This is a genomic window from Aliidiomarina halalkaliphila, from assembly GCF_007096385.1.
GTDB classification, from domain to species: Bacteria; Pseudomonadota; Gammaproteobacteria; order Enterobacterales; family Alteromonadaceae; genus Aliidiomarina; species Aliidiomarina halalkaliphila.
Genome location: NZ_VJWL01000001.1, coordinates 741,528 through 766,275, shown reverse-complemented (window position 1 = coordinate 766,275; position 24,748 = coordinate 741,528). Strand labels below are relative to the sequence as shown.

Sequence of the window (24,748 nt, the reverse complement as noted above, 5' to 3'; positions counted from 1 at the left end):
CCTTAAGGCGCGTGAGGTGCCTGTATGACAGATAAGTTCTACGCAAATACCCACCAGGTTGAGAACGTTCCCCCGCCACTTGAGAATTATAACGCCTTTGCAGCAGATGTTGCCTTAAAAGAGGCGCTGGAGCGCGAGGGCGGCGGTTGGGCAAGCCAAGACGTACAGGCCTTCGGTTCGCTTTGCGGTTCCGCAGCGTATATCGCCTTAGGTATGCAAGCCAATGCCTATATACCTAATTTAAGCACCCATGATCGGGTGGGTAATCGGGTTGATTTTGTTGAATACCACCCGGCCTATCACCAATTGATGCAAACTTCGATCGAGCAAGGGCTTCACAGCAGCCCTTGGTCGGCGCCACAGGTTGGCGCACATGTCGCCCGCGCTGCGAAATACTATTTACACACACAAGTAGAAGCCGGGCATGGTTGCCCCATTACCATGACCTTCGCCGCTATTCCGGCCTTGCGGCATCAGCCCAATCTTCTCGCAGAGTACGGCCCTCGCATCTTGGCTCGATCTTACGATTCTAGAAATTGCCCCATGCACGATAAGCAAGGGCTAACCATTGGCATGGCAATGACCGAGAAACAGGGCGGTTCCGATGTGCGACTAAATACCACGCGCGCTTTTCCCGTGGGGGCAACTGGCCCTGGCGAAGCTTATGAGCTTTTAGGCCATAAATGGTTTGTGTCGGCACCAATGAGCGATGCATTTCTGGTGCTGGCACAAACGGAGCAGGGGTTATCGTGCTTTTTCGTTCCTCGCTGGCGCCCAGATGGCAGTAAGAATCCCATGCAAATACAGCAGCTGAAGAACAAAATGGGCAATGTGTCGAATGCCTCTAGTGAGGTTGAACTGCGCGGTGCTCTAGGATGGATGGTGGGTGAAGAAGGGCGTGGCGTGCGCACTATTATCGAAATGGTGGCGGCAACGCGCTACGATTGCTTGATTGGCTCCTCAGCAGGCATGCGTCAGGCAACAGTGCAGGCGATCCATCATTGTGAGCATCGCCAGGCTTTCGGTGCGACCTTGGTGAAGCAACCATTGATGCAAAACCTGCTTGCGGATCTTGCTCTCGAAAGCGAAGCCGCGATGGTGTTTATGATGCGCATGGCTCGGGCCATGGACCAACAAACCGACGAACACGAGAAGCTCTTGGCTCGTATAGCGACTCCCATTGGCAAATACTGGATTTGTAAGCGCGCGCCTAATCACGCCTATGAGGCGATGGAAGTGATTGGTGGCACCGGAGTGATGGAAACTCATATTATGGCCCGCTTGTACCGGGAAGCACCGATTAATGCCATTTGGGAAGGTAGCGGCAATGTACAGTGCCTCGATATCCTGCGTGCTCTTGAGAAGCAACCTGAGGTGTTACAGGCATATTTTACCGAAGTGGAGAAGGCGGCTGGCGAGAACGCGCAGCTGGATAAAATGGTACGGGAGCTGAAAGTCGCGCTCAATGATACCCACGAGCTCCCCTACCGAGCCCGGCAATTGGCGGATCGACTAGCCCTCGCACTGCAAGCAAGTCTTCTGATTCAGTATGCGCCGAATGCGGTTGCCGATGGTTTCTGTGCGAGTCGGTTAGGGGATGCGTCATGGAATTATGGGGGCATGCCGAAAGGTGTTGATTGCGCGAGTATTGTTGAGCGATCAAGAGCTCATATATAAACGGGTAGATCCTTCAGATCTGCTGCACCTTATCGTGAGATGAGGAAGGCCATTCAGTGTGCTAGTGAAACAAAAAAATCAAATTGCACAATGGTTAATTGCGGCTAAAATGGCTGTATAACAACTACAAGAGCCATGCCCATGTCCGCTGCCACGCCTTCCGATAACAGTGCTGCCGAAAATGCGAACGCTGGAGATTCTCCTATCAAAGCAGCGCCGCAAGCCAAGGGGCGCAACGCTCTGACTGGGAACTGCACTAATTGTGGTGCTGAGCTACAAGGACCCTTTTGCCATCAATGTGGGCAAGAAGATAAAAACTATATTCGTAACGTGTTTCGCCTGATTACCGAGTTGTTTGGGGAAATGGGTAACTGGGATGGACGTTTCTGGCGCACATTAATTCCACTTTTTATTCGCCCTGGATTTCTTTCTAAACAATATGTCACCGGCAAGCGCATTGCCTATGTGCCGCCCCTGCGTTTGTATATTTTTATTTCATTGATATCCTTTATTTTGTTCTCCAGCCTTGGCAATGGATTTCAGCAATTAGATTCGCAGCTCGCCAGCCAAGGTCAAGTCATTTTTGCAGACGAGACTGAGGCAAAAGCGCCCGCCGTGGTGAGCGAATTTCAGTTTAATGACGTTAATCTCAATTTCGGATTTTTGAGTGAAGCCGACAACGAAACTCTAAACGCGAAACTTCAGTTCCTACGAGAACATCCGCGTGTGTTTATGGATCGCTTCTTCTCGCTCGCTCCGCAACTGATGCTCGTGATGTTGCCTCTATTCGCGTTAGTTCTGAAGTTGCTGTATGCCTTTAGCGGTCGCTACTATGTGGAGCACTTAGTATTGGCGTTGCACACCCATGCGTTTATCTTGCTATCACTTATGGTGATTATGGGTGTGAATAGCGTGATGGGGCTCGCATTACCAATTTGGATGGCGAACATCGTGAGTTGGGTGTATACGCTGTTATGGTGGTGGATCCCGATCTATTTATTCCTCACCCAAAAACGTTTTTATCGGCAAGGCTGGGGCATGACAACTGTTAAGTTTACGATAACCAGCTTGCTCTATTTCGTGGTGCTTGCGCTGATGTTGTTCGCCACGATTATTTTGTCAGTATTACGGGCTTAGTTTGACGTGCCCCTTTTTGGGGCATGACAACGTCTCCCTCATGTTTTAGGATGCAGCAAACCACAATAAAAATCACAAAAGGACTTTGCTGTGTCGACTCCTTCCTCTGAATCACAAAAAGGCTTTATTGCTTTTGTTGAGCGTGTCGGGCGCCGTATTCCCGATCCCGTTATTCTCTTTATTTGGTTTCTATTTGGTACTTTGGTGCTAACTGCGGTCATTGGCGGTTTGACCTTTGAAACCTATGGGGCTGGCGGTGAACCGGTACAACATGAAATCCGCAATATGCTCGCCAGTGAGCATGTGGTATGGCTGTTCGATAACGCCCTGTTAGCCAATTGGCTTGGCTTTGGCGGTGGCGTGCTCGGGGTTATTTTAATTGTGATGCTCGGTGTTGGTGTGGCGGAAAACTCTGGGTTGTTTGCTGCGGTATTAAAGAAAGTGAGCCGCGGTATTCCGGTGCGTTGGTTGCCTCTGTTACTGGTCTTTTTGGGGATTATGTCGTCGATTGCCACCGACGCCGGTTACTTGATTCTGATTCCATTGGCCGGATTGCTCTACGCCGGAATTGGTAAGAATCCACTGATTGGAATGGCGGCTGCGTTTGCCGGTGTGTCTGCCGGTTTTAGTGCCAACTTAATTCCTGCTACGCCAATTGATGTAATTATCGGCGTGAACGCGCAAGTGTTTGCCGAAGCCCAAGGGATTCCTTTTGTAAACGCCGCCGGTGAAGCCCTGACGCCTGCCACCATGCACTATTACTTTATCTTTGTATCGACCTTCGTACTGGCCGCCGTGGGTGCGTGGGTAACGCTGAAGTTTGTTGGGCCACGCTTAGAGCAAAAGAAATTCACCGTACCTGACGATCTGCAAATTTCCGATTTCGACGTGACTAAAGCGGAGCAAAAAGGGTTGCGTTGGTCTGGGGTTGCGTTGGTGCTGTCGCTTCTCGCAGTGTGGGGATTAAGAATGGGGCCATTAGCGCCTTATGAGAACGAATTGGGTAACGAAGTAACGCCATTCCTCAACAATATTATCTTGTTGATTACCTTTGTATTCACAGCTGTGGGTGTGGCTTTTGGCGTTGCCAGTGGTAAATTTCGCTCCATGTTGGATGTGGTGAAAGCCATGGTGAAGCAAATGGACACCATGGGCTACATTCTGGTGCTCACTTTCTTCTGTTATAACTTCCTCGGCGTGCTCAATTACAGTGGTTTAGGGGCTTATATTACCTTTTTAGGAGCCAACCTACTCACGGGCATGGGATTGCAGAGTTTCCCTGTTCTTCTGCTCATTGGGTTCGTGTTTGTTACTGGCATAATTAATTTATTCGTGGGTGGATTAACCTCGAAATGGATGCTGCTCGGGCCGATATTCATTCCGATGCTGTATATGGTAAACCCTGCGATGACGCCAGATCTTGTCGCAGCGGCTTTCCGTGTGGCCGATTCGGCGACCAATATCATCACTCCCATGATGAGCTATGCGGGTATTATTTTGGCCTTTATGCGCAAGTACAATAAAGATTTAAGTTTCGGTGACATGATTGCCATGATGCTGCCGTACTCAATGGCCTTTATGGTGGTGTGGATCCTGTTGTTAGTCGGATTTTTCACACTAGGTATCCCGCTAGGATTCTAATTCAGGCTTGTTTTTGTTACTTTATAACAGTGCGGAAGTTTATAGAGTAATAAAGAATGAGCATAAAAGTTTCTGGGCTATTTCAGTATATCGAACACCTCCAGGGCGATCGGCCCTGGGGTAGCTTTCTCGATGCGGGTACCGGTGTAAAGAGTTTACAGTGGCTAAGCACACTAGATACCGAGCGCTGGACGGCGGTAACGGCATCTGCGCCTATGGCAGAAAGCTCGCGCAAAGCCTATCCCAAACCCATGCGTGAGAATGATCGCATTGTGGTTGGCAACTGGATCGATCCCAAGATGCTGGCTGGGGAAACCTTCGATACCGTGTTAGTGGATTACTTTATCGGGGCTATCGATGGTTTTGCTCCATATTGGCAAGATCTCGCCTTCGAGCGTTTGCGGCCCCATGTGAAAGGGCGCATGTATATCACGGCAGTGGAGCCTTATGTGCCTGTCGTAGAGAAAGACGAATGTGGTCGCTATATCGGTGATGTGGGGCGCTTCCGGGATGCCATGTTGCTGTTGGTGGGGCATCGCCCGTATCGGGAGTACCCCAGTGATTGGATGGCGCGCGCACTGAAACGCGCTGGCTTTAAGCCCTTAGAAGGGCGTCGGTTCCCCATTCGCTACGGGGAACGCTTTGTGCGCAGTCAACTCCGTATGTGCCGTGACCGATTGCATCTCGTGCAAGATGAAACTTTGCGGGTAGGGCTACTTAAACAAATCGAACATCTGGAGAAAGTAGGGTATGCGTTAATCGATAAACATAAGGGAATTCCTTATGGCTTCGATTATGTGATTGCCGCTGAGCCGGTTTAACTTGAAATCAGGCGGGGGTGGCCTCATCTTCAAGGTAACTGAAGTTGATTCCGTGAGATGTCGATGATTATTACCTGTCCCCATTGTGATACGAAAAACCGTGTGCCCTCGGAGCGCATTGATCAACACCCCCATTGTGGACGCTGTGATCAGCCGTTGATCACTGGGGTGCCGATGGATTTGAACCTCAACAATTATCAGCGCCACATGAGCGCTGACTTCCCTGTTGTTGTCGACTTTTGGGCCCCTTGGTGTGGTCCCTGTAAGCAATTTTCGCCGATTTTCGAGAAAGTCGCCGCTCCGTTTGCTGAAAAAGCCCGATTCGCGAAAATTAACACGCAAACTGAAACCACCCTGGGCCAGCGCTACAATGTGCGCAGTATTCCCACCACTATCGTGTTTTACCGCGACCAAGAAGTGGCGCGCACCTCCGGTTCCATGCCACCCCAGAAACTCCATCAATGGCTCGATGAGGTGTTAGCACAGATTGAGCATGCCTAACAAAGAATCGTGGGCTTCAAAATGAAAAACCGCCCTTGTAAAGCGGTTTTTGTTTATGTGAATTAGATTCATCTGCGACGTCTTAATACATGAATTTAATTCACTTTAGTGGCGGGAATTCGCTGACTCCCTTGATAGATCACCATAGTGTCGATTGCGCCGTTGTCATCTGTCGTGAATTTAAACTCGGCAATTAAGTCTTCGCTAATCAAATGCAGCGGCCCCAATACCATGAGACGCCCTGCGTTCTGACCGGTTCCCTGCAAGTACAAATCCCCTTGATCAATGAACAAGCGAAAGCCAAATTCAGGGGCAATTTGATAGTAACCGGTTAATGCAATTTTCTGCGTGGCAGAGAGCGCTACGTGTTGGTAATGGAATGCATCGTTGTTCACGCGCTCTGAGCGGCTTTGCATACCGGCACGGTTATATAACACCATTTCGGTGGTGCCGTTCGCGTTCGTTTCTAAGGCTAAATAACTCACGCTATCGGTGTAATGCAGTTTGCCTTGGGCATCGGGAAGTAACTGAAATGCCGAGCCCTGACCACGCTGAATATAAAACTCGCCATTGCGCAATCCAATACGACGCTCTACGTTATCAGTATCACGCCATGTGCCTTGCCACTTCGATACGAGTTCATCGGATACTGCAACATAGTCTGGTTCAGGGTAGGGCTGACCAAGAATGGCTGCGGCCAAACGGGTGGTGAGATCGATTGGATCATAACCCCGAGCGTTAACGAAGGCCGCAACGAATAGGCTTTCATCAGGAATACTTATCACCGAGGTGAAGTATCCCGGGAAGTAACCACCATGCTCAACGGTGTCAAAACCCTGAATTTGTTTCATTTCCCAGCCGTAACCGTAGTCGGTGGGGCGCCCTGAAACCGTCACAAAAGGAGTCCATGCTTTGGCGAGCGTATCCGGTTGCAAGAGCTCATTGTTGAGTACGCTCTCATGCCACTGATATAAGCCACGCATGGTGCCGATCAGTGAACCCGCCCCCAGAACTTGTGATGGGTCATAGAAGTCAGAAGGACGATGCCCTGCGCCGTGCTCGATATAACCGTTCACGAAGCCTGGATAAATTACATGGCTTTCATGGGGCCAAATTTCAGTAACGCCGGCTTGGTTTAGTAAGTGCTCTTGTAGATACTGGTGAAAGGATTGACCGCTCACCTGCGCAACGATATCCGCAAGAAGGAAATATCCTGAGTTACTGTAATCCCAAGCGGCCCCTGCGGGGAAATGCGGAGAAAGGTTGCAGTAGAGCTTATGAACATCGTTTAGGCTCGCAGGTAATCGTGCTTGCTCACGCCAAGCTGCAAGGCCCAGGTAATTTGGAATTCCAGAACTGTGTGTGAGCAAATGCTCAACGGTAATGGTATCGGGCAGGCTGCACGTCTCGGGTAAAAATTCTGCCGCTGGCGTGCTGAGTGAAAGTTTACCTTGTTCTACCAATTGCAACACAGCAACGGCTGTAAACTGTTTCGCAACCGAACCAATTTGGAAACTAAAGTTGGTTTGCATGGGTACTTGCAGTTCAAGGTTTGCATACCCTTGGGCCGCTTCGAGCACTACTTCGCCATGATGTACGGCAAATACAATCGCTCCGGGTATGGATTCAGGGATACTCTGCTCCATAATACGGATTAATGCATCTTTTTGCGGTGCTTGGCTGGGCTGTGTTTGAGTTTCTAGGGCGGCAGCATGGGCGACTGAAGTTAGTTTAAGCATAAGGATACTTATTCCTAACAGTCCTACAGCGCTGTACCAGTGTTTCATCAACTTCATTGCTTTACTCTTCTCTGTTGGTTAATAAAATAGCAATGAGAAGCAAGCAATTAGCGTGCCATGTTTCAAGTCTTTGAAAAATATAGATTAATCAATTTATATTCGATTTAAAACCTAAATAAATTAGCGAAAAATCGTATGTTTTAGTCATGAATTTAATCCGATCCGGAAAGTTGTACTTTTAAAAAATCCACTAAATGGCGAACTTTAGCCGAGAGATGACGGTTTTCTGGATATACTGCCCATATTCCTTCGTTAGGGAGCTGGTAATTGGGCAGCACGGCAATTAATTTGCCCGTAGATAGGGCGTCATCCACGTAATAGTCTGGTAGTTGCACTAACCCCATACCGCTCAGCGCCGCCTGCAACAAAAAGGGCCCGCTATTGCAATGAATACGACCTTGAGGGCGAAACTGTACCAGTCCTCGTTCCGGGCACTGCAACCGCCAGTGCTCCAAACTTCCTTGTAAACATTGATGTGTTTGTAAATCGGCGATGTTTTCGGGTGTTCCATGGGCTTGTAAATAAGCCGGTGATGCCACCACATGCTGGTTGCGCGAGCCCAAACGGCGCGCAATCAGCGATGAACTTTCCAAGGTGCCTAAGCGTATCGCAATATCATAACCCCCTTGAATGAGATCAAGTTTGGCGTTGGTTAAATGCAAATCCAATTCGACTTCAGGATAACGACTTAAAAATTGGGTTAGATAAGGGGCGAGTTTGTTTTCACCAAAATACACCGGAGCCGTAATCTTGAGCAGGCCGCGTGGGGTTTGTTTGAGGGAAGAAAGGGCTTGATTGGCTTGATCTAGGCTTTCTACTAAATGCCGACAATGGGCCAGGTAGAGTTTCCCTTCTTCGGTAAGGCTGACCTTCCGGGTACTGCGATACAGCAGCTTGAGCCCCAAACGGGATTCAAGTTCAGCAATATTTCGAGAGACTTGTGCAATAGAAATATGCAGATGCTGGGCTGCCTCGGTAAAGCTTCCGTGCTCGGCGACGGCCACAAATTCGGAGATACCCTGCCATTGCTTCATTGTGTGTGATCCTTTGTGAGAGAGTATTTACCACGGAATTGGAGCAAAAACGCGGTGTCGCTCACGGGTCCGTTTTCTATAAAAACTCATCTATTATTCCATATATGAAAAACTGAATTTTATTTTGTCTGATTAATAAAACAAAAGAAATAATTACAATGAACTAAGCTTTGTTTAATGAGTTTAAAAATGCAGTCAGAAAACTTACTGCACCGTATTAAGCAAAGAGCGAACCAGATTCTCCCAACACAACACACGAACACAACGAGGACGCTCCATGGAAACTATCAAAACACGCGCCGCTGTTGCCTGGGAAGCAGGCAAGCCGCTCACCATCGAAGAAGTCGACCTACAGCCGCCGCAAAAAGGCGAAGTATTAGTGCGTATTGTGGCGAGCGGCGTTTGCCATACGGATGCTTATACGCTGTCGGGCGCGGATCCAGAGGGCATTTTCCCCGCAATTTTAGGTCATGAAGGCGCTGGCATTGTGGAAGCCGTGGGGGAAGGAGTCACTACTGTTGATGTGGGCGATCATGTGATTCCTTTGTATACCCCAGAATGCGGCACGTGTAAGTTTTGTACCTCTGGAAAAACCAATTTATGCCAAGCAATTCGCGCAACACAGGGGAAAGGCCTTATGCCTGACGGCACCAGCCGATTCTCGATTAACGGCAAACCCATTTTCCATTACATGGGCACCTCAACCTTTGCGGAACATACAGTGGTTCCCGAAATTGCCTTAGCGAAAATATCCAAAGAGGCACCTCTCGAGAAAGTTTGCTTGCTCGGCTGTGGTGTTACCACCGGGATGGGCGCGGTAAAGAACACTGCCAATGTTCAGCCTGGAGACACTGTTGCGGTATTTGGCCTGGGCGGTATTGGCCTCTCCGTAATTATTGGCGCGGTGATGGCTAAAGCATCGCGAATTATTGCCATTGATATTAACGAAGATAAATTCGATATTGCGAAGCGCCTCGGTGCCACCGATGTGGTGAATCCAAGTAAGTTCGATAAGCCCATCCAAGAAGTGATCGTCGACATGACTGATGGCGGTGTCGATTATTCATTTGAGTGCATTGGCAATGTGAAAGTGATGCGCGCTGCGCTTGAGTGTGCCCATAAAGGTTGGGGTGAATCAGTAATTATCGGTGTGGCCGGTGCCGGGGAAGAGATTAGCACGCGGCCATTCCAACTTGTGACGGGTCGGGTATGGCGCGGCAGCGCATTCGGTGGTGTAAAGGGGCGGACCCAGCTACCGGATTATGTCCAGCGTTATCTTAACGGCGAATTTGAACTAGATACCTTTATTACCCACACTATGCCGTTAGAGAAGATTAACGAGGCCTTTGATTTAATGCATGAAGGTAAATCGATTCGTAGCGTGATTCACTTTTAACAGAGGGATGCCATCGGCATGGAACTCAAAGACGACAAGAAAGTATTTGGCGGACGCCAACTGCGTTATGAACATGCATCTCAGGTGCTGAACTGCACCATGCAGTTTTCCGTATTTCTGCCGCCACAGGCGGAGCAGGGCAAGGTGCCTGCTGTGTATTGGCTATCGGGCCTCACCTGCACCGACGAAAACTTTTCGAGCAAAGCAGGGGCGCAACGCGCCGCTGCTGAGCTAGGGCTTGCATTGATTATTCCTGACACCAGCCCACGGGGTGATGATGTACCGGATGATCCCGAGGGTGCCTATGACTTTGGCAAAGGTGCCGGTTTTTATGTGAACGCCACACAAGAACCATGGCGCAGGCATTATCAGATGTATGATTACATCGTGAAAGAGCTTCCGGAGCTGGTGGAAGCGCACTTGCCACTTAGTGAAGACCGCGCAATTTCCGGGCACTCCATGGGTGGTCATGGGGCTTTAGTGATTGGTTTACGCAATAGCGAGCGTTACGCGTCTATATCGGCGTTCTCGCCGATTGTGCACCCTACACAAGTGCCCTGGGGCAAGAAAGCCCTGAGCGGCTACTTGGGAAGCGATGAGCAGCAATGGCGTAGCTACGATGCTACTTATTTGCTAGAAGAGCTTGCTGGCCAAGCCATTCCACCAATTTTGGTGGATCAAGGCGATGCCGATCAGTTTCTCAAAGAGCAACTGTGCACTGAGTTCTTTCGGGAGGCGAATAAAGCCTCAGGAGCGGGCGCACAGATCCGTATGCAGCCAGGCTACGACCATAGCTATTATTTTATCGCGACCTTTATTGAAGACCACCTGCGTTTTCATGCGTCGAACTTGCGCTAGAGGCATCGTGCAAAAACTCGGCAGTTGCGTTGTTTTTTGTCGGAGAAGGCCGGGCGAGGAGGAAAAAACACTTGCGCCCAAGCAGGGGAATTACTAATATAGCGCCCGTTCGCGGAAGCGAGCAAAAATAAGATGTGCGTCCGTAGCTCAGTTGGTTAGAGCACCACCTTGACATGGTGGGGGTCGGTAGTTCGAGTCTACTCGGACGCACCACGAATTCAGAAAAGCCCGCCTGTGAATGCAGTGCGGGCTTTTTGTTCCGCGTTATCTAGTATCACCGCTCCTGTGCCTGACTTCGAAAGCTCATCGTTGGGGTTATATAGGGGGCACTTGGCCATACTCAGACAGCCACAACCTATGCACCCAGTAAGGTTGTCACGAAGCGACTGCAGATATGCTATGCGGCCCTCCAGCATACGTTGCCAATTTTTTGACAGTTCTTGCCAGTCTTGCACAGTTGGTGTTCGCTTATTTGGTAGTGATGAGAAAGCTTGTTTAATTTCTTCTAGGCTAACGCCCACTTTTTGGGCCGCTTTAATTACCGAAATTCGCCTCATCACTTCTGGCTTGTATCTGCGCTGATTACCCGAATTACGGCAACTTTGAATAAGTCCTTGCTGTTCATAAAAGTGTAAGGTGCTCACCTTAATTCCGCATCGCTTTGCCACAATACCAACGCTTAACTTTGCTTCTTCCATTGATTTACCCCAAGTTTTTTAATGTTTTTTTAAAAAAACACTTTACCTCAAGCTTTGTTGAGGTTTTAACCTATCTCCTCCATTAATTCAAGGAGGCTTTATGCACTTAGAACATGTCAATTTGGTCGTGGCTGATATGGATGCCATGTTAAAGTTTTATCGCGCCGCTTTTCCTCACTGGCGTATTCGCGAAGAGGGAACTGGATTTTGGAATGGGAAGCCTCGCAAGTGGTTACACTTCGGCGATGATTACCAATATTTAGCGCTAAACGACAACGGAGAAGGTGAAAACCGGGATTTGGAAGGCCACAGTGTCGGGTTGGCGCATTTTGCTTATGTAACAAATAGTATTGCAGACGTTATTACTCGTTTAAATCATGCTGGATTTACCGTGTCGAGCACGGGCGCCGCAGATCCCTTTAGAAAGAATGTATATTTTGTCGATCCAGCAGGCTTTGAAGTTGAGTTCGTTGAGTATCTCAGTGACATTCCGGCCGAGCGTAATTTAAGTACACAGAGCAAATGATCAGTTCTATAGTCTGGGAAAACTTGGAAGAACTGGGGCATGAGCTCGCATTTTTAGAAAAAACTTACGATGGTTTTGCGCACTCCGGAAGCCCAATGATCACTTACCGAGTGAGCTAAACGACCTAGGTTTCTAGTTAAGATTGAGAGACGAACAAATTAAGGATTTAACGATGAAGTTTTTAGTGTTTTTAGGCACCGCCCGCGATAGCACCCCCCCAAAACCTGCGCGTTTAGGGGCTCGTGTGGCGAAGGCTTGTATGTTTTGTTTGAGTGACAGATTCAATGACCACGAAGTTGAACTTATAGATGTGCTTGATTATCCCACCGATACGGTATTTAAGCCTCATTTCGCATATCCCAAAAGTAGCGCACTAAAAGAGCTGAGCACGCTTGCCGATAAAATTGAGCAAGCCGACGGCTATATTATGATTAGCCCTGAGTACAATCACTCGATGAGTCCTGCTTTAGCAAATTTGCTAAACCATTTTGGAAGCTCTCTGTTTTCCTACAAGCCGAGCGCGATAGTAACTTACTCGGCTGGTCAGTGGGGTGGCATGCGTGCCGCTATTGGCATGCGCACGTTTTTGTCGGAGCTGGGTTGTTTGCCCGTATCGGCCATGATTCATGTGCCCAAAGCACAAGAGGTATTCGACGAGGATGGTGTTGCGCTTGAAGGCGTGGATCAAACGTCGTGGTTTGATTATTTCGGACGCACCTTTAATCAACTCATTTGGTGGGCTCAAGCCACCAGAGAACAGCGAGCAAAAGTGGATCCTCACTCGTTGGTGAAGGCATTTAAGCGAACCCCGGCGGAGCGGAATGCGCCCTGAGGTGATATTTATGAATATCCCTGTCGAACTGTGCCAACAAGGCTAGCGTTTTCGAAGTGTTTTGCCTGCGGTTGGTGACGGTCGTAATGATTGAAAGCTCGGACGCATGGGGTTTCGGTAAAAGTACCTGACTAAGGACGGAGTTGAGTAGCTAAACCAGTGGGTAAACTGGAGATTACAGGCGAGTGGTTGAGTTATCTTACTTGCTACCCTTTGCGACGACCACTTGATCGCGGCCATTTTTCTTACCGTGGTACATTGCACGATCAGCCCGGATTAAAACATCACTGTTTTCTGAATCAGTGGGGAGCACGTGAGTGAGGCCAATGGTTGCGGAAACGCGAAGTGGAGTGTCTTGCACAACGAAGGGGTTCTCTCGTAATCCCGCAAGTAATTGCTCCATGTGGCGTTGTGCGTTATCGAGGGATGTGTCGAACATTAGGATCACAAACTCTTCGCCGCCGGAACGGGCGACAATATCGCTTGAGCGCACGGATGCTTTCAAATAGCGCGCGAATTGGCGCAGTACTTCATCACCCACATCATGGCCGTAGGTGTCGTTCATGGACTTAAAATGGTCGATATCGAGCATGGCTAAAACGGCAGTAGTCTTATTTTGTTTTACTTCGAAATGAGCCTGTTCCAATTGTTCCAATAGATAACGCCGGTTATATAGCTTAGTTAAATCATCCACGCGACTGAGTTGCAACAATTTTGCTTGGGTTTCTTTCGCTTCGGTGATGTTTTGCATGGTGCCAATAAGCATTGTGGAGTCGTTAATTTCAGTCTGAAATGCGCGTTCATGAACCCAGACTATTTCACCGCTAGGGCGAATAATGCGGTGCTCAAAATCGAAACGTTCGCCAGCAGCGAGCAGTTTCATATTTTCTTCAAAGTAATCCAGATCGTCGGGATGAACCATGCTTACAAACAACTCTACTGAGGGAGTAAACTGATCGTGATCAAGGCCGAGAATGGCATAGATTTTATTTGACCAATATAGATCTTCGATATTAGGCTTCGCCGTCCAATACCCCAAGTGGCCAATTTCTTGTGCGCGCTCTAACGTAATTTGTTGGGTGATAACGCGATGTTTTATCAGTTTTTGGTCGGTAATATCAAAGTGTGTTCCCATGATCCACTCGGGTAAGCCCTCCTCTGTGCGTGAACAGAGGCGTCCTGTGCTGCGCACATAGACCCAGTGACCATTTTTATGGCGCACGCGTAAATCCGCCTGAAAGCGTTCGCTCGCGCCATTGATGTGCTGCTCAAATATGGTGTTTGATTTCTTCAAATCATCGGGGTGTACGTGTTGCTGCCAGGTGTCGATAGTCAAAGGCTCGAACTCGTCAATACGATAACCAAGCATCATTGTCCAAGCTTCATTCACGCGCATTTCACCCGTTTGAACATTCCACTCCCACGTACCTACACCGGCACTGGTTATGATGTCTTCTAAACGTGTTAGCTTGCTTAAGACTTCATCCATGGACGACGACTCGCTTTAGTAGACTGTAATTACACTTGTATTCATGAACTATTTAATTAGAAAAATCAAATGTAAAAATTAGCCTTTTTCCGCGATCACAACGTTGAAGAGATGCGTTTGTTATTTTGCTTAGTGCTAGAAATACAACTAAAGTTTTTAAGTCTTTGAAATTCAAATAGGATCTCTCATGCTACTCACGACCAGCGCGCTAGAACATTATGCCGATGAAGTTTCTGAGCTTCTGAATGCCCGTAAACCTGTTGAGGCGTCGCGTTTAGCCAAGCATCTTTCCACACGCCGAATTGCCCGAATTTTAACCGAAGCTGAGTTTTCTCAAGTACTCTTATTCTTGCCCGAACTGGGCTGGGAACGTGCGGGGCGGGTCGCGCGATATATGCCAGCACCATTTACCGCCCGTATCCTTAATGAGTTAGATGTGGATACCGCGGGTACCTTGCTGTCGAATATGCCGCCACAAAGCATTGCGCAGATGTTGTCGCTGCTAAATCGTAAGCGCTCAGAATTGCTGTTATCACAGTTTGAACCAGAGTTTCGATCAGAAGTGGAGCAGCTATTAAATCACGCAGATGGATCCGCGGGCTCGGTGATGAGCCCTTATTTTTTATCGGTGTCAAAAGATCTCACCGTAGGTGAAGCCATCGCTGTAGTGCGCGAAGCGCCAAGTGAGATAGAAGCCACTGCTTATGTGTATGTCATTGATGAGAACAATAAGCCAATAGGCGTGTTGTCTACTCGTGAATTGCTGTTAACCAAACATGATGTACCGATTAGCTATGCCATGCATGAAGATGTACTCGCCGTTGAAGTCGGTGATTCTGCCGTAGATGCCGCCCGACGTATTCGTACCCGACGTTTAAAGCTGTTGCCGGTGGTGTCGGAAACCAAGGAAATAGTGGGTGTGATCACGATAGACACCGCCATTGAACTGCTGGAACAAGAGGTGGCTGACGACTTTACTGCGGTGAGCGGAGCCTCAGTAGATGAATCGTTCTTCACACCACCACGGCAATCGATTCGCATGCGCTTACCCTGGATGATGGCCAACGTATTCCTGAACCTAGGGGCGGTATGGGTGATTTCCTCATTTGAGGCCACCATTGTGCAAGTGGCGATCTTGGCGGCGTTCTTGCCGATGATCACCGACATGGGCGGGAACGTGGGTATTCAAGCGCTCTCTGTGTCTATTCGCAGCATGGCACTCGGGGAAGCGCGCTTGCGGGATATCACCAAAGCACTACGCAAGGAAATTGCCATCGGTATCGTGAACGGTATAGCGCTTGGTGTGCTCTTTGGTGTGATTGCCTTTATTTTTCAGGGCAGTTTGATATTAAGCCTCGTGGCCGGAATTGCGCTGGCCATGAATGTGCTTGTTGCTGGTGTAGTGGGTGGCACCATGCCATTCCTCATTAAACGCTTGGGTAAGGATCCGGCGATGATGACCGGGCCCGTGCTCACCACCATTACGGATATTACGGGAGTGAGCATCTACCTCGGCCTGAGCACCGTATTCTTGGCGGGCTTGATGGCGTCGGGGCTGTAATCAGCCCCTCGGCGGGTATGAGCGTAAGTATGAGTTTCTCAGTTTATTTTGAGAAATAGCCTTAGATATTCAGCTGATTATCTATTTTCATACCGATAATTACGGTTTTGGTGTTGATGTCTAGTTATAATTAAGGTTACAAAAGGGCATGTAAGAGTGGGCCTCAACAGCGAGAATGGACGTGGGGAAGATTTATGGGAATTGAAACAGAGATGCCGATGGACATTGATGCGGTAAGCGAGTTTAGTGAATTTGAAGCGGTTCTCGAAAAAAGCCATGCGCCCTCAATGGTATTGGATACGCAGTTACGTGTGCTGTGGTGTAATGAAGCTTATGAGCAGGTTGTTGGTGAAACGCGTACTGATTTGGTGGGAAAAACGGTCGTCGAGGCATTTCCGGGGAGTAGTATTGAACAGCGGAGATCGCTTCTCGAGTCATATGAGTACGTCATAAAAACAGGGCAATCTCATCAAATTTCAACCCTGCAATACGACCTACCTAAAGCCCCTACTATGACGCAAACCTTATATTGGCAAATTCTAAATACGCCGATTTTAGACGCCCACGGGGAAGTTCAATACATTCTCAATCAACCGACCAACATTACGTCGCTAGTGAATTTCGATAATGATTCTTATGGCCATCTTCTGTTAGACATCGAGCAGGACGAATTTTCCATACCGGATATGAGGGCCAACAAAGGCTTTTTAGAGTTGCTGGCAAAAGAGCGGTTACGCGTAAACGAGCTTTTTCAGCAAGCCCCCGGCTTTATTTGTGTATTGGCGGGAGAAAGCCATCGATTTGAACTCACGAATCAAGCGTATCTCCGCTTAATTGGCAGGCAAGATGTGATTGGTAAAACTGTTGCGGAAGTTATGCCAGAAATAATTAACCAGGGCTTTATTGATTTACTGAATCAGGTTTATGAAAGCGGCGAACCTTTCGTGGGGAGTGCGGTTCCTGTTGAAATACGGCGCAATGAAAATGAAGCTCCTGAGGATGTGTATATTGATTTTGTTTATCAACCGATGCGTAACGACAAGAACGAAGTGACCGGTATATTTGTGCAAGGGTACGACGTAACTCAAGCGCACTTGATGACACAACAAATACAGTTCCAAGCGATGCACGATCCGCTTACCGGTTTGTTTAACCGTAGAGAGCTTGAACAACGCAGTGCAATATTGGAAGAAACCACTGGCACGCACGCAATTTTATATATTGACCTCGACCACTTTAAGATTGTAAACGACCGATGCGGTCATCAGGAAGGCGACAAACTGCTCATTCAATTAGCGCAAGCAATGGATGAGATAGACCACAACGGAATGCTTGCCCGCGTTGGTGGCGATGAGTTTGTGTTGTTATTAGAAAGCCTTGTGTCGGGAAACGCCGTTGCCGTTGCCGAATCCTTTATTCAGACCATTAGTGATCATATTTTTGTTTGCGATGGTCGCCAATATAGTGTGACCGCGAGTATTGGTATTGCTTACTTTGGAAAAGAGAGTGGGCTTACATTCGCGCACGCCCTCGCTGCCGCCGACTCTGCATCTTTTTTAGCCAAGGATAAGGGCAGGGCGCGCGTACAAATTGCCGACCTGAATGATTCTGATGTGTGTCAGCAGCGTCGCGACATGGACTGGACGAATCGGTTAAAGAAAGCCATGCGCGAAGATCGTATTGTTCTTTTTGGACAAAGTATTGTTGCTTTGGATAACCCAAAGGTGGTGTTACATCGCGAAGTGCTCAGTCGATTAAAGGATGAGTCGGGAGAGCTCGTGGCTCCGGGGGCATTTATTTCTGCCGCGGAGCGCTATGGATTAATCGAGCAGTTAGATCGCCATATTCTAAGCAAAGTATTTCAACGACTGAGTGAAGCCCAAGACCAAGGCTGTCGGTTGTTTGTGAACGTGTCGGGGATCACCTTGAGTAACCCCAAATTTGTTTATTTTATCGATACGCTTCTGGCGAAATATCCGCAAGTTTCGACCGATTCGGTGTGTATCGAGATTACCGAAACGGCGGCAGTGAATAACATTCGTAACACCGCGGAGATGATGCGGAAAATTAGAGATCGAGGTATTGAGTTTGCTCTCGATGATTTTGGCAGTGGGGTGGCTACCTTTAATTACCTCGAAAAACTCCCAATTCGTTACGTAAAAATCGACGGTGAGTTTATTCAGAACGTAACAAAGAACCCGGTGAGCCAAGCCATCGTGGGATCGATTCAACAAATCGCCAAGGTAATGAACCTCATCACCATCGCCGAACGTATCGAAGAACAAGAGCTTATCGAGCACTTGCATTCGCTCGGTATTAATTTGGGGCAGGGGTATGCGATTCACCGCCCGGAGGCTTTGTAGATCTCGTTAATTATCTTGCTAACCTCATGAAATCAAGGTAGCTTTTCAAAACATGTTTGTGAAGCATGTACATACGTACGGACTAAAAATAAATAAAAAGGAACTGTATATGTGGGTGATGTCGATTATTGGCGTTGTTTGGTTTTCGCTATCGTTAATTTGTATTTTCGCTTTTGCCGATACTGATATCGAAGCCGCGGTGGGTTGGGGCTTATTGGGACTTGCCTATGCCGTGCCATACGCGATCGTAGGGGTTGTAACCACCAAGAAGAAAAAAGAAACTGACGCGAGTAGTACCGAAGAGCTTTTGAAGCTTCATGAACTCAAAGAGAAAAACATTCTCACGGAAGACGAGTTTCAGGCGAAAAAACGCGCAATATTAGCGAAATAAATTGTGCGAACTCAAACCTGATCTGACACGACGCTTGAACAGCGAGTGATTGTTGGATTGGGTTTGGGGGGGTAACGTGAAGTAAACGGGCGACGAGTCGCGCAGCGGGTGATGCGTTTTGTTAGACATTATTTCGCAGGCGCTCCTGCTGAACCTGCAAGAATGCCGCCATCAATATTTATCTCTGTTCCTGTTAAATAGCCAGATTCATCTGAGGCCAGCATAACAACAACAGAGGCTACTTCCTCGGGTAAACCGAAACGCCTTAGCGGTGTATCTTGAACAAAAGCAGCCATATTAGCCTCACGCTCTGGCCCGTTACCCAGCATCGGTTCCCACATAGGTGTCAGAATTGCGGCAGGGTGAATTGAGTTACACCGGACATTCAAATTCTGCTGCGCGCGCTTCGCTGATCGCATGCGATTATTTGTTAGGCCTAGTCTGATTTATTACGTATGCCTATCAATTTAACCACTTTGCCAATCAGCAAGCGGCTCAGGAAGGAAACAACTGCAACGACAAGCGCAACAATGAGCGGGAGCAGGCCACCGAAGGTAGCGGTCATACCGATCACGAATCCCAAGATGTACTCGGCACGGTACACTGGAAACACCAATGCGCAAACGAACAAGCCAACAAAGGCAGCAAAAGTAATATTCTCGAAACCAAGCCAAAACGATATGGCCATTGCTGCCCCATAAAGCAATGCACCTACAAGCGCTACGAGCATGGGACGTGGCAATCCGAACAAACGCGCTGGAGCTGGATAGGTCCGCACTCGTAATCCAAGAATTACAGCAATGGCCGGCAAAGTGATCAGCCCTAGCCAGTTTGATATCGCAGGTAGGTCCGGGTCATTGAGCAAGTTGTGACTTCTCACGCCGCCCGTAAAATGTTCGAAACTAAGATGGCCAACTGCAAAAAGCAATACCACTACAGAAAGCACAATTGGAAATCGATTTGGTTCAGTCATTTTCTTAATGTCCCCGTAGGCATATCACCCCGATGGGCTAACGCCCGGCTTTGGGGCGGACTTGCAGCCGCGTAGCGGCGGAAAGGCCGTCCTAGCCCCGAAGGGGCGACAACAGCCGTTTGTTATGTGAAATTTCATCTTTGGTGGTATTTATTAAACTCTCTAATATCCAAGCCTCTTAAATTTGACTCTTCAATAAAATCACCAAATTGCATCATTAATTCAGCTAACTCATTCGCCGGCAACGATGGCCCGCCTTTCATTATAAATGGTTGAATATCATCAATTAGTTTTGCTGCACCCATTGCTACTTGTCGATCAGTCCAACCTTCCATATATCTGTTATTTCTATACCAGTGGATACGTGCCTCTGATCGAGTCAATTTATCAGGGATAGGATCTTCATTTTCCTTTATTTTTTTGAAGCACGTTTTGGAATCAGCAAGCTTAGCACAATCCCCCCCATTGAAATGTCCCCATGAATGAATTAAGTAATCAATATATTCAGAAATTGCGGAGCTATTTTCGGAAGCATTAGCACCTTCAAGAACAACTATTATAGGAACCCCTTCAAAATTATGAGTTTCAGAAATAAAAATGACATAGTCAATTTGGGGAAATCTTGGGTTCCCGATTCTTGTTTCTTTTAAGCGTTGTTGAATCCTTGAAGCAACAATCTCTGGCGAGAGCACTTTGACCTTGTCATTTAGTACAACTAAAATTCCGCAAGTTGAACTTAAACCAAAGATATTCACAGTAGACTCTATTTGCTTATTAGCCTGAATTAAATAAGACTCCAAAAGTCTAGTTGATTTTGAATATATCGTTCTTTTAATATCTTCCTTGTTGGGTAGTTTATCAATAACAGAGTTAAGGTCTCGCTTTCCATAAAAAATAGGATATTCATCGGCGTCTGAAAACTTTTCAACTTCTTCTTGTATTTTACTTGCCTGTTCCTGGTTTATGCACTTCTGCTCGATAACAATTTGTCTTCCCATTGCAAGGTAATCAGCTTTTTTCTGTTTCCTATCTGACTCTTCTAGTTCAATTAAATCAATCCCTTCAACTGAAGGTAAACTTAGCATGAACTTTTCAAATCTCTCCTCTAGCTCCATAGGTTACCTATTCACATAACGCAAAGGTAACCGGCGCCGGAGCGCGAGCGGAGGGAACCAAAAGCGGCACGCTTTTGGCGTCCGGTTGACCGCCTTGTTGTGTGATCAAGCACGCTAAAACCTCAACTTCTTGCACTTGTAACCTAAACTGACACCATTCTCTTCAATGTTTACGCCTGCAACACAGCTCTCTGCCTTTAACGTATGAACATTAATTGTCGATCCATCGGGTGCTACAACCTTAAAGCCCTTATTTCTAACCCCTGAGATTTGAGCACCTCTGAAAACCATATCGATCTCTTCTACAATAAATAAGTTCGGCGGTTCGACCTTTATTTTTAGAGCAATTTTTCGCTTCTCTTTTCTGACAGTGAGAGTGCTTCCAACAATATCAATATCGAAGTTTCCCGCGGACCCTTTCCATTCATTTTTATCAATTCTGAATATTTCTTGGTCTTCGTCGTTATGGAAAACTCCTGAAATCTGGACCAATCCAGAGTCATCATCTAGGGACAGCCCTAGGATAGTTTCTCCGAACGCCTCAATGATCGTAGGGGTATCTGCCCATTCGCTACCCCCGAAGACGACTATTGGTAAGGTCTCACCAATATCAAAGAAGTCAGCCGCATAACCGGCAGATACGCACTTCGGCTTTTCGTTGTGGCGTATTACTTTTTCCTTTGACCAAACACCCCTAGTTACTTTGTCATGGCATGCCCCACAGAGTACTGTAATCTTTTCGGGGTCATGTTCTTTAGCTTCATAAAACTCCGGATCTATATGCTCATATTGAATAATTGCCAATCCACACACTACACATCCGAATCCACAACGCTGCCTCACTTCGCGTTTTACGGCTGCAGGGATGTCCCGAGGGAGGCCATGCTTATTCTCATTTCCCACAGTTCCCTCCTAAGTGACTCTAATGGGTAGCACACAACATTTGAATACTAAGCATGCGCGGTGTATTGGCGGCAAGGAACGACGTGCGGGGTTTATGAATACTGAGGATTTCATGAACGGCTCCCTGTGTTCGCGCGGTACTAATTGCGCATGCTCGTTTGCTTTCGTATGCTTGCTTATTATTTATCCGATAAAGTAGACCATAAACGGCTTGCAGCCATTAGGCAAGTTGATAATGTGCGTTATATGGTGCAGATAAGCGGTGAGTTAAAGTGCACCTTTTATTCTGTCCAATGGGCTCATGGTTCCAGCGTAGTGTTGACCCAGTACGTGGGTGTATATTTGAGTGGTTTTGACGTCATTATGACCAAGTAGCTCTTGTACCGTACGAATGTCACAGCCGTTCTGAAGTAAATGCGTGGCGAATGAGTGCCGAAACGTATGGCAATTTACTTTCTTATGAACATCTGCTGCTGACACTGCTGGTTTCAATGCTTTGCGAATAACGCTGTCGTGCAGGTGATGGCGGCAAAGTTCACCCGTGATTGGGTGCGCGCATAATCCTGAGGAAGGGAAAATGAACATCCACCCAGGGCTTTTAAATGCACTTGGATATTTGCGGGCTAATGCAACTGGCATCGAGGGGCCAACACCCCGTTTGTTGTCTTCTCGCTGAATGTCTAGCGCCGAGGTTATCAACTCAGTTAGCGGCGCAATGAGATGTTGGCTTAGAATACTTTGTCGATCTTTATTACCTTTACCTCCACGAATCGTAACCGCGCAGGTTTTCAAGCAAATGTCTTGCACACGCAGGCCTAAGCATTCATTTACCCGCAGACCGCTTCCATACAGCATTTCAACGATGGTTTTGTTACGCCCATGAAGCTTGTTCAATATTCTCAAAATTTCTTCTGGTGTTAAGACAATTGGCAAGCGCCGCTGTTTTTGAGCCAACTTAAAGTCCAACTCGCCGAGATCTTGCTTCAAAACTTTATGGTACATGAACACCAATGCGTTCAAGGCAACTTTCTGGGTATTAACAGCAACGTGTCGCTCACACGCCAACCATGAAAGGAATGACTTAACCTGCTCAGCGCCCATATCAGTTGGATGCTTAAAACGATGAAAACGGATGTATTGGCGAATCCAGTAAAGATAAGACTTCTCCGTACGCAACGAGTTACCACGCAGGCGCATTTCTGAACGCATCATTTCTATGAAAGGGCTTTTGGGCATGAGCTAACATCCGATGTTATTGACTACTTAGAAGAAAATAGACCAAATCGGGAGTAAATTTATGCTCAGTTTGGTGCGCAATCTCGCATATTATCTACTTGCCGATCTTCACTAAGCGCGCTAGAGTCGAAACATCGAGCATAAAACGAGCGACAATAACGTCGCCACGAAAAGAATAAACAAGCACGCACGGTTTGTGCACAGTGAACGCAGGGAGCATGTCATGACATCAGCAATAACCATAAGGCCTCACGTAAGATTCCCCCGTCCAATACACCGCGCATGCTTAGTATTCAAATGTTATGAGTCATGGCTTCATGCAAGAGGAACTTATGAAAGACTATGAGGTAGAAAAAGCCAGAAAAGATTTGGTTGATGGGGGCACAGTCAGTTCGGTTTCACCATCACTACTCACTGAAATATTCGATACCTTTGAAGATGCTGTTGTCGTTGCCGACATAAGTCGGTGCATGGTTTATGTGAATTCAGCGGCAGAACGCCTGTTTGGATATTCAAAGAATGAGCTGTATGGCGAAAAGACAAAAATGCTTTACGCCGATGAAAGTGATTTTTCCGAACAAGGCCGAAAACGCTTTAACGCTGCCAGCAAGATAGCTGCGGAGAACTACCGAGTTTCATATCGTCGCGCGGATGGAGAGCTGTTTTTTGGTCTGACGACTGGTTCAGCTATGCGGACTCCGGACGGTGAAGTGGTGGGATTTATTGGGATTATCCGTCCGGCTCGCTCAGCAGATCAGTCCTTGGATACTCTGCAAAAGGTTCACAATATAACCTCGGATATCAGGCTGAGCCATGACAGTAAAATAGAGTCATTGCTTCGGCTTAGCCTTGACCACTTTGGTCTGAAAATAGCGATTATTTCAAGCATTTCCGGAAGTAATTACACTGTTGAGCACTGCGTTGATCTCCAAGGAGAGCTGGAGCCACTTGTTACTTTTGATTTGTCGGGAACCTATTGTATTCACACATTGAGCGAGAATAAGCCCGTCGGTTTTCATTTCGCATCGAAAAGTGAAATTAAAGATCATCCATGCTACAAAAATTTCAAGCTGGAGTCGTATATAGGGGCTCCGATAAGGTTATCCGGCCAGCTATATGGAACAATTAATTTTTCCAGCCCTTTGCCAGCTGAGCCATTTTGCAAGGATGATTATATTCTTATGGAGTTGCTCTCTGACACTGTTAGTTACCTCCTGTATAAGAAGCAGTCTGAGGAGGATTTGGAACGCCTGGCCAGAGTCGATGAGTTAACCGGGTTACTAAACCGACGAGCAACACAGGAACGCTTGAATCAACTCATAGAGCAGTCAGCTCGGTCCGCCCAAAATCTCAGTATTCTTTCGATTGATATTGACCACTTCAAGAATATTAATGATCAATGGGGACATGCTGCAGGCGATCTGGCATTGGCTACATTTGCAGGTTTGGCTTCAGGACTAGGTCGCAAAACAGATTTTTGTGGCCGCATAGGGGGAGAGGAATTCCTTTTTGTCCTGCCCGGAACGGGTTTAGAAGATAGCCAGGAGTTTGGCAATAATTTGAGAAAACATTTAGCAGAGTCTCCGATTAATCTCGACAGCGGAGAATCTATCACGCTAAGCGTAAGTGCTGGGCTCGCTATGCTGGAGGATGGAGAGTCCCTCGAAAGCTTACTTGCTCGTGCTGACAAGGCTATGTACAAAGCCAAGCAAGAAGGTAGAGACCGTGTGTGCCGTGCCTCTCATAACAATCGCGTCAATTAGGACGCTCGCAAGCTCGCGCCTATTACGCGTGCGT

The 24,748-nt window shown here is 47.5% G+C and carries 22 protein-coding genes and 1 tRNA gene; 14 read left to right on the top strand and 9 right to left on the bottom strand.

The window, feature by feature from the left end; translation table 11 throughout:
- Nucleotides 1–24: 24 nt before the first annotated feature.
- From FM042_RS03560 to trxC, 5 genes are all read left to right on the top strand, one after another.
- Nucleotides 25–1,677, top strand: a complete 1,653-nt coding sequence (locus FM042_RS03560) for an isovaleryl-CoA dehydrogenase (RefSeq protein WP_143234384.1) — start codon at nucleotides 25–27, stop codon at nucleotides 1,675–1,677.
- A gap of 141 nt (nucleotides 1,678–1,818) precedes the next feature.
- Nucleotides 1,819–2,814 (top strand): DUF3667 domain-containing protein, encoded by a 996-nt coding sequence (locus tag FM042_RS03555; RefSeq protein WP_185960685.1) that lies wholly within the window; start codon nucleotides 1,819–1,821, stop codon nucleotides 2,812–2,814.
- A 90-nt stretch (nucleotides 2,815–2,904) separates the two neighbouring features.
- Nucleotides 2,905–4,455, top strand: coding sequence for an AbgT family transporter (locus tag FM042_RS03550; protein ID WP_143234380.1), 1,551 nt, complete (start codon nucleotides 2,905–2,907; stop codon nucleotides 4,453–4,455).
- Nucleotides 4,456–4,511: 56 nt separating this feature from the next.
- Complete coding sequence (locus FM042_RS03545; protein WP_143234378.1) at nucleotides 4,512–5,276, top strand: class I SAM-dependent methyltransferase; 765 nt, start codon at nucleotides 4,512–4,514, stop codon at nucleotides 5,274–5,276.
- Nucleotides 5,277–5,333: 57 nt separating this feature from the next.
- Nucleotides 5,334–5,777, top strand: a complete 444-nt coding sequence (trxC, locus tag FM042_RS03540) for a thioredoxin TrxC (protein ID WP_143234376.1) — start codon at nucleotides 5,334–5,336, stop codon at nucleotides 5,775–5,777.
- A 95-nt stretch (nucleotides 5,778–5,872) separates the two neighbouring features.
- On the opposite strand, the gene FM042_RS03535 is transcribed toward trxC, so the two are convergent.
- Together FM042_RS03535 and FM042_RS03530 are read right to left on the bottom strand one after the other, a co-directional pair.
- Nucleotides 5,873–7,516, bottom strand: coding sequence for a serine hydrolase domain-containing protein (locus FM042_RS03535; protein WP_185960684.1), 1,644 nt, complete (start codon nucleotides 7,514–7,516; stop codon nucleotides 5,873–5,875).
- Between the two features lie 212 nt (nucleotides 7,517–7,728).
- The gene (locus FM042_RS03530) at nucleotides 7,729–8,610 is read right to left on the bottom strand and encodes a LysR substrate-binding domain-containing protein (RefSeq protein ID WP_143234372.1); all 882 of its coding nucleotides are present in this window, start codon (nucleotides 8,608–8,610) and stop codon (nucleotides 7,729–7,731) included.
- A gap of 277 nt (nucleotides 8,611–8,887) precedes the next feature.
- Here FM042_RS03530 and FM042_RS03525 point away from each other — a divergent pair, with 277 nt between their 5' ends.
- The 3 genes from FM042_RS03525 to FM042_RS03515 all read left to right on the top strand — a co-directional run bounded on the left by FM042_RS03525 (nucleotide 8,888) and on the right by FM042_RS03515 (nucleotide 11,077).
- Nucleotides 8,888–10,006 carry an S-(hydroxymethyl)glutathione dehydrogenase/class III alcohol dehydrogenase gene (locus FM042_RS03525; RefSeq protein WP_143234370.1) on the top strand — a complete coding sequence of 373 codons (1,119 nt, stop codon included), beginning with the start codon at nucleotides 8,888–8,890 and terminating at the stop codon, nucleotides 10,004–10,006.
- 18 nt (nucleotides 10,007–10,024) lie between these two features.
- Complete coding sequence (gene fghA, locus FM042_RS03520) at nucleotides 10,025–10,864, top strand: S-formylglutathione hydrolase (protein ID WP_143234368.1); 840 nt, start codon at nucleotides 10,025–10,027, stop codon at nucleotides 10,862–10,864.
- A 136-nt stretch (nucleotides 10,865–11,000) separates the two neighbouring features.
- Nucleotides 11,001–11,077: transfer RNA gene (locus FM042_RS03515), tRNA-Val, on the top strand.
- Nucleotides 11,078–11,082: 5 nt separating this feature from the next.
- Here FM042_RS03515 and soxR read toward each other — a convergent pair.
- Nucleotides 11,083–11,562, bottom strand: a complete 480-nt coding sequence (soxR, locus tag FM042_RS03510; protein ID WP_143234366.1) for a redox-sensitive transcriptional activator SoxR — start codon at nucleotides 11,560–11,562, stop codon at nucleotides 11,083–11,085.
- 100 nt (nucleotides 11,563–11,662) lie between these two features.
- On the opposite strand from soxR, the gene FM042_RS03505 reads away from it, so the two are divergent.
- A complete protein-coding gene (locus FM042_RS03505) occupies nucleotides 11,663–12,088 on the top strand; it encodes a VOC family protein (protein WP_143234363.1) in 426 nt (141 codons plus the stop codon).
- Nucleotides 12,089–12,260: 172 nt separating this feature from the next.
- Nucleotides 12,261–12,920: an NADPH-dependent FMN reductase gene (locus FM042_RS03500; protein ID WP_143234361.1), complete on the top strand. Its 660-nt coding sequence runs from the start codon at nucleotides 12,261–12,263 to the stop codon at nucleotides 12,918–12,920.
- 199 nt (nucleotides 12,921–13,119) lie between these two features.
- On the opposite strand, the gene FM042_RS03495 is transcribed toward FM042_RS03500, so the two are convergent.
- Nucleotides 13,120–14,409 carry a sensor domain-containing diguanylate cyclase gene (locus tag FM042_RS03495; protein ID WP_143234359.1) on the bottom strand — a complete coding sequence of 430 codons (1,290 nt, stop codon included), beginning with the start codon at nucleotides 14,407–14,409 and terminating at the stop codon, nucleotides 13,120–13,122.
- Nucleotides 14,410–14,596: 187 nt separating this feature from the next.
- Here FM042_RS03495 and mgtE point away from each other — a divergent pair, with 187 nt between their 5' ends.
- From mgtE to FM042_RS03480, 3 genes are all read left to right on the top strand, one after another.
- Nucleotides 14,597–15,970 (top strand): magnesium transporter, encoded by a 1,374-nt coding sequence (gene mgtE / locus FM042_RS03490; protein ID WP_143234357.1) that lies wholly within the window; start codon nucleotides 14,597–14,599, stop codon nucleotides 15,968–15,970.
- Nucleotides 15,971–16,164: 194 nt separating this feature from the next.
- On the top strand, nucleotides 16,165–18,333 hold the full coding sequence (locus FM042_RS03485) for a sensor domain-containing protein (RefSeq protein ID WP_143234355.1): 2,169 nt from the start codon (nucleotides 16,165–16,167) through the stop codon (nucleotides 18,331–18,333).
- 109 nt (nucleotides 18,334–18,442) lie between these two features.
- Nucleotides 18,443–18,724 (top strand): SHOCT domain-containing protein, encoded by a 282-nt coding sequence (locus FM042_RS03480; protein WP_143234353.1) that lies wholly within the window; start codon nucleotides 18,443–18,445, stop codon nucleotides 18,722–18,724.
- 128 nt (nucleotides 18,725–18,852) lie between these two features.
- Here the strand turns inward: FM042_RS03480 and FM042_RS03475 are convergent, their stop codons facing one another.
- From FM042_RS03475 to FM042_RS03455, 5 genes are all read right to left on the bottom strand, one after another.
- Nucleotides 18,853–19,143 carry an SDR family NAD(P)-dependent oxidoreductase gene (locus FM042_RS03475; protein WP_143234351.1) on the bottom strand — a complete coding sequence of 97 codons (291 nt, stop codon included), beginning with the start codon at nucleotides 19,141–19,143 and terminating at the stop codon, nucleotides 18,853–18,855.
- 17 nt (nucleotides 19,144–19,160) lie between these two features.
- Nucleotides 19,161–19,697, bottom strand: coding sequence for a hypothetical protein (locus FM042_RS03470; protein WP_143234349.1), 537 nt, complete (start codon nucleotides 19,695–19,697; stop codon nucleotides 19,161–19,163).
- A gap of 134 nt (nucleotides 19,698–19,831) precedes the next feature.
- Nucleotides 19,832–20,812 (bottom strand): hypothetical protein, encoded by a 981-nt coding sequence (locus tag FM042_RS03465; protein WP_143234347.1) that lies wholly within the window; start codon nucleotides 20,810–20,812, stop codon nucleotides 19,832–19,834.
- A gap of 114 nt (nucleotides 20,813–20,926) precedes the next feature.
- A complete protein-coding gene (locus FM042_RS03460) occupies nucleotides 20,927–21,715 on the bottom strand; it encodes a hypothetical protein (protein WP_143234345.1) in 789 nt (262 codons plus the stop codon).
- A gap of 267 nt (nucleotides 21,716–21,982) precedes the next feature.
- Entirely contained in the window at nucleotides 21,983–22,951 is a 969-nt protein-coding gene (locus FM042_RS03455; protein WP_143234342.1) for an integron integrase, read from the bottom strand.
- A 332-nt stretch (nucleotides 22,952–23,283) separates the two neighbouring features.
- Here FM042_RS03455 and FM042_RS03450 point away from each other — a divergent pair, with 332 nt between their 5' ends.
- Nucleotides 23,284–24,714, top strand: a complete 1,431-nt coding sequence (locus FM042_RS03450) for a bifunctional diguanylate cyclase/phosphodiesterase (protein ID WP_143234338.1) — start codon at nucleotides 23,284–23,286, stop codon at nucleotides 24,712–24,714.
- The last annotated feature ends 34 nt before the right edge of the window (nucleotides 24,715–24,748 follow it).

Bases quoted from the DNA above. Each gene is read 5' to 3' on its own strand.
- FM042_RS03465 (WP_143234347.1), bottom strand. From the start codon at position 20,812: ATGGAGCTAGAGGAGAGATTTGAAAAGTTCATGCTAAGTTTACCTTCA.
- FM042_RS03480 (WP_143234353.1), top strand. From the start codon at position 18,443: ATGTGGGTGATGTCGATTATTGGCGTTGTTTGGTTTTCGCTATCGTTA.
- FM042_RS03555 (WP_185960685.1), top strand. From the start codon at position 1,819: ATGTCCGCTGCCACGCCTTCCGATAACAGTGCTGCCGAAAATGCGAAC.
- FM042_RS03475 (WP_143234351.1), bottom strand. From the start codon at position 19,143: ATGCGATCAGCGAAGCGCGCGCAGCAGAATTTGAATGTCCGGTGTAAC.
- FM042_RS03470 (WP_143234349.1), bottom strand. From the start codon at position 19,697: ATGACTGAACCAAATCGATTTCCAATTGTGCTTTCTGTAGTGGTATTG.
- soxR (WP_143234366.1), bottom strand. From the start codon at position 11,562: ATGGAAGAAGCAAAGTTAAGCGTTGGTATTGTGGCAAAGCGATGCGGA.
- FM042_RS03560 (WP_143234384.1), top strand. From the start codon at position 25: ATGACAGATAAGTTCTACGCAAATACCCACCAGGTTGAGAACGTTCCC.
- FM042_RS03450 (WP_143234338.1), top strand. From the start codon at position 23,284: ATGAAAGACTATGAGGTAGAAAAAGCCAGAAAAGATTTGGTTGATGGG.
- FM042_RS03530 (WP_143234372.1), bottom strand. From the start codon at position 8,610: ATGAAGCAATGGCAGGGTATCTCCGAATTTGTGGCCGTCGCCGAGCAC.
- trxC (WP_143234376.1), top strand. From the start codon at position 5,334: ATGTCGATGATTATTACCTGTCCCCATTGTGATACGAAAAACCGTGTG.
- FM042_RS03535 (WP_185960684.1), bottom strand. From the start codon at position 7,516: ATGCTTAAACTAACTTCAGTCGCCCATGCTGCCGCCCTAGAAACTCAA.
- FM042_RS03545 (WP_143234378.1), top strand. From the start codon at position 4,512: ATGAGCATAAAAGTTTCTGGGCTATTTCAGTATATCGAACACCTCCAG.
- FM042_RS03485 (WP_143234355.1), top strand. From the start codon at position 16,165: ATGGGAATTGAAACAGAGATGCCGATGGACATTGATGCGGTAAGCGAG.
- FM042_RS03495 (WP_143234359.1), bottom strand. From the start codon at position 14,409: ATGGATGAAGTCTTAAGCAAGCTAACACGTTTAGAAGACATCATAACC.
- FM042_RS03455 (WP_143234342.1), bottom strand. From the start codon at position 22,951: ATGCCCAAAAGCCCTTTCATAGAAATGATGCGTTCAGAAATGCGCCTG.
- FM042_RS03500 (WP_143234361.1), top strand. From the start codon at position 12,261: ATGAAGTTTTTAGTGTTTTTAGGCACCGCCCGCGATAGCACCCCCCCA.
- mgtE (WP_143234357.1), top strand. From the start codon at position 14,597: ATGCTACTCACGACCAGCGCGCTAGAACATTATGCCGATGAAGTTTCT.
- fghA (WP_143234368.1), top strand. From the start codon at position 10,025: ATGGAACTCAAAGACGACAAGAAAGTATTTGGCGGACGCCAACTGCGT.
- FM042_RS03505 (WP_143234363.1), top strand. From the start codon at position 11,663: ATGCACTTAGAACATGTCAATTTGGTCGTGGCTGATATGGATGCCATG.
- FM042_RS03525 (WP_143234370.1), top strand. From the start codon at position 8,888: ATGGAAACTATCAAAACACGCGCCGCTGTTGCCTGGGAAGCAGGCAAG.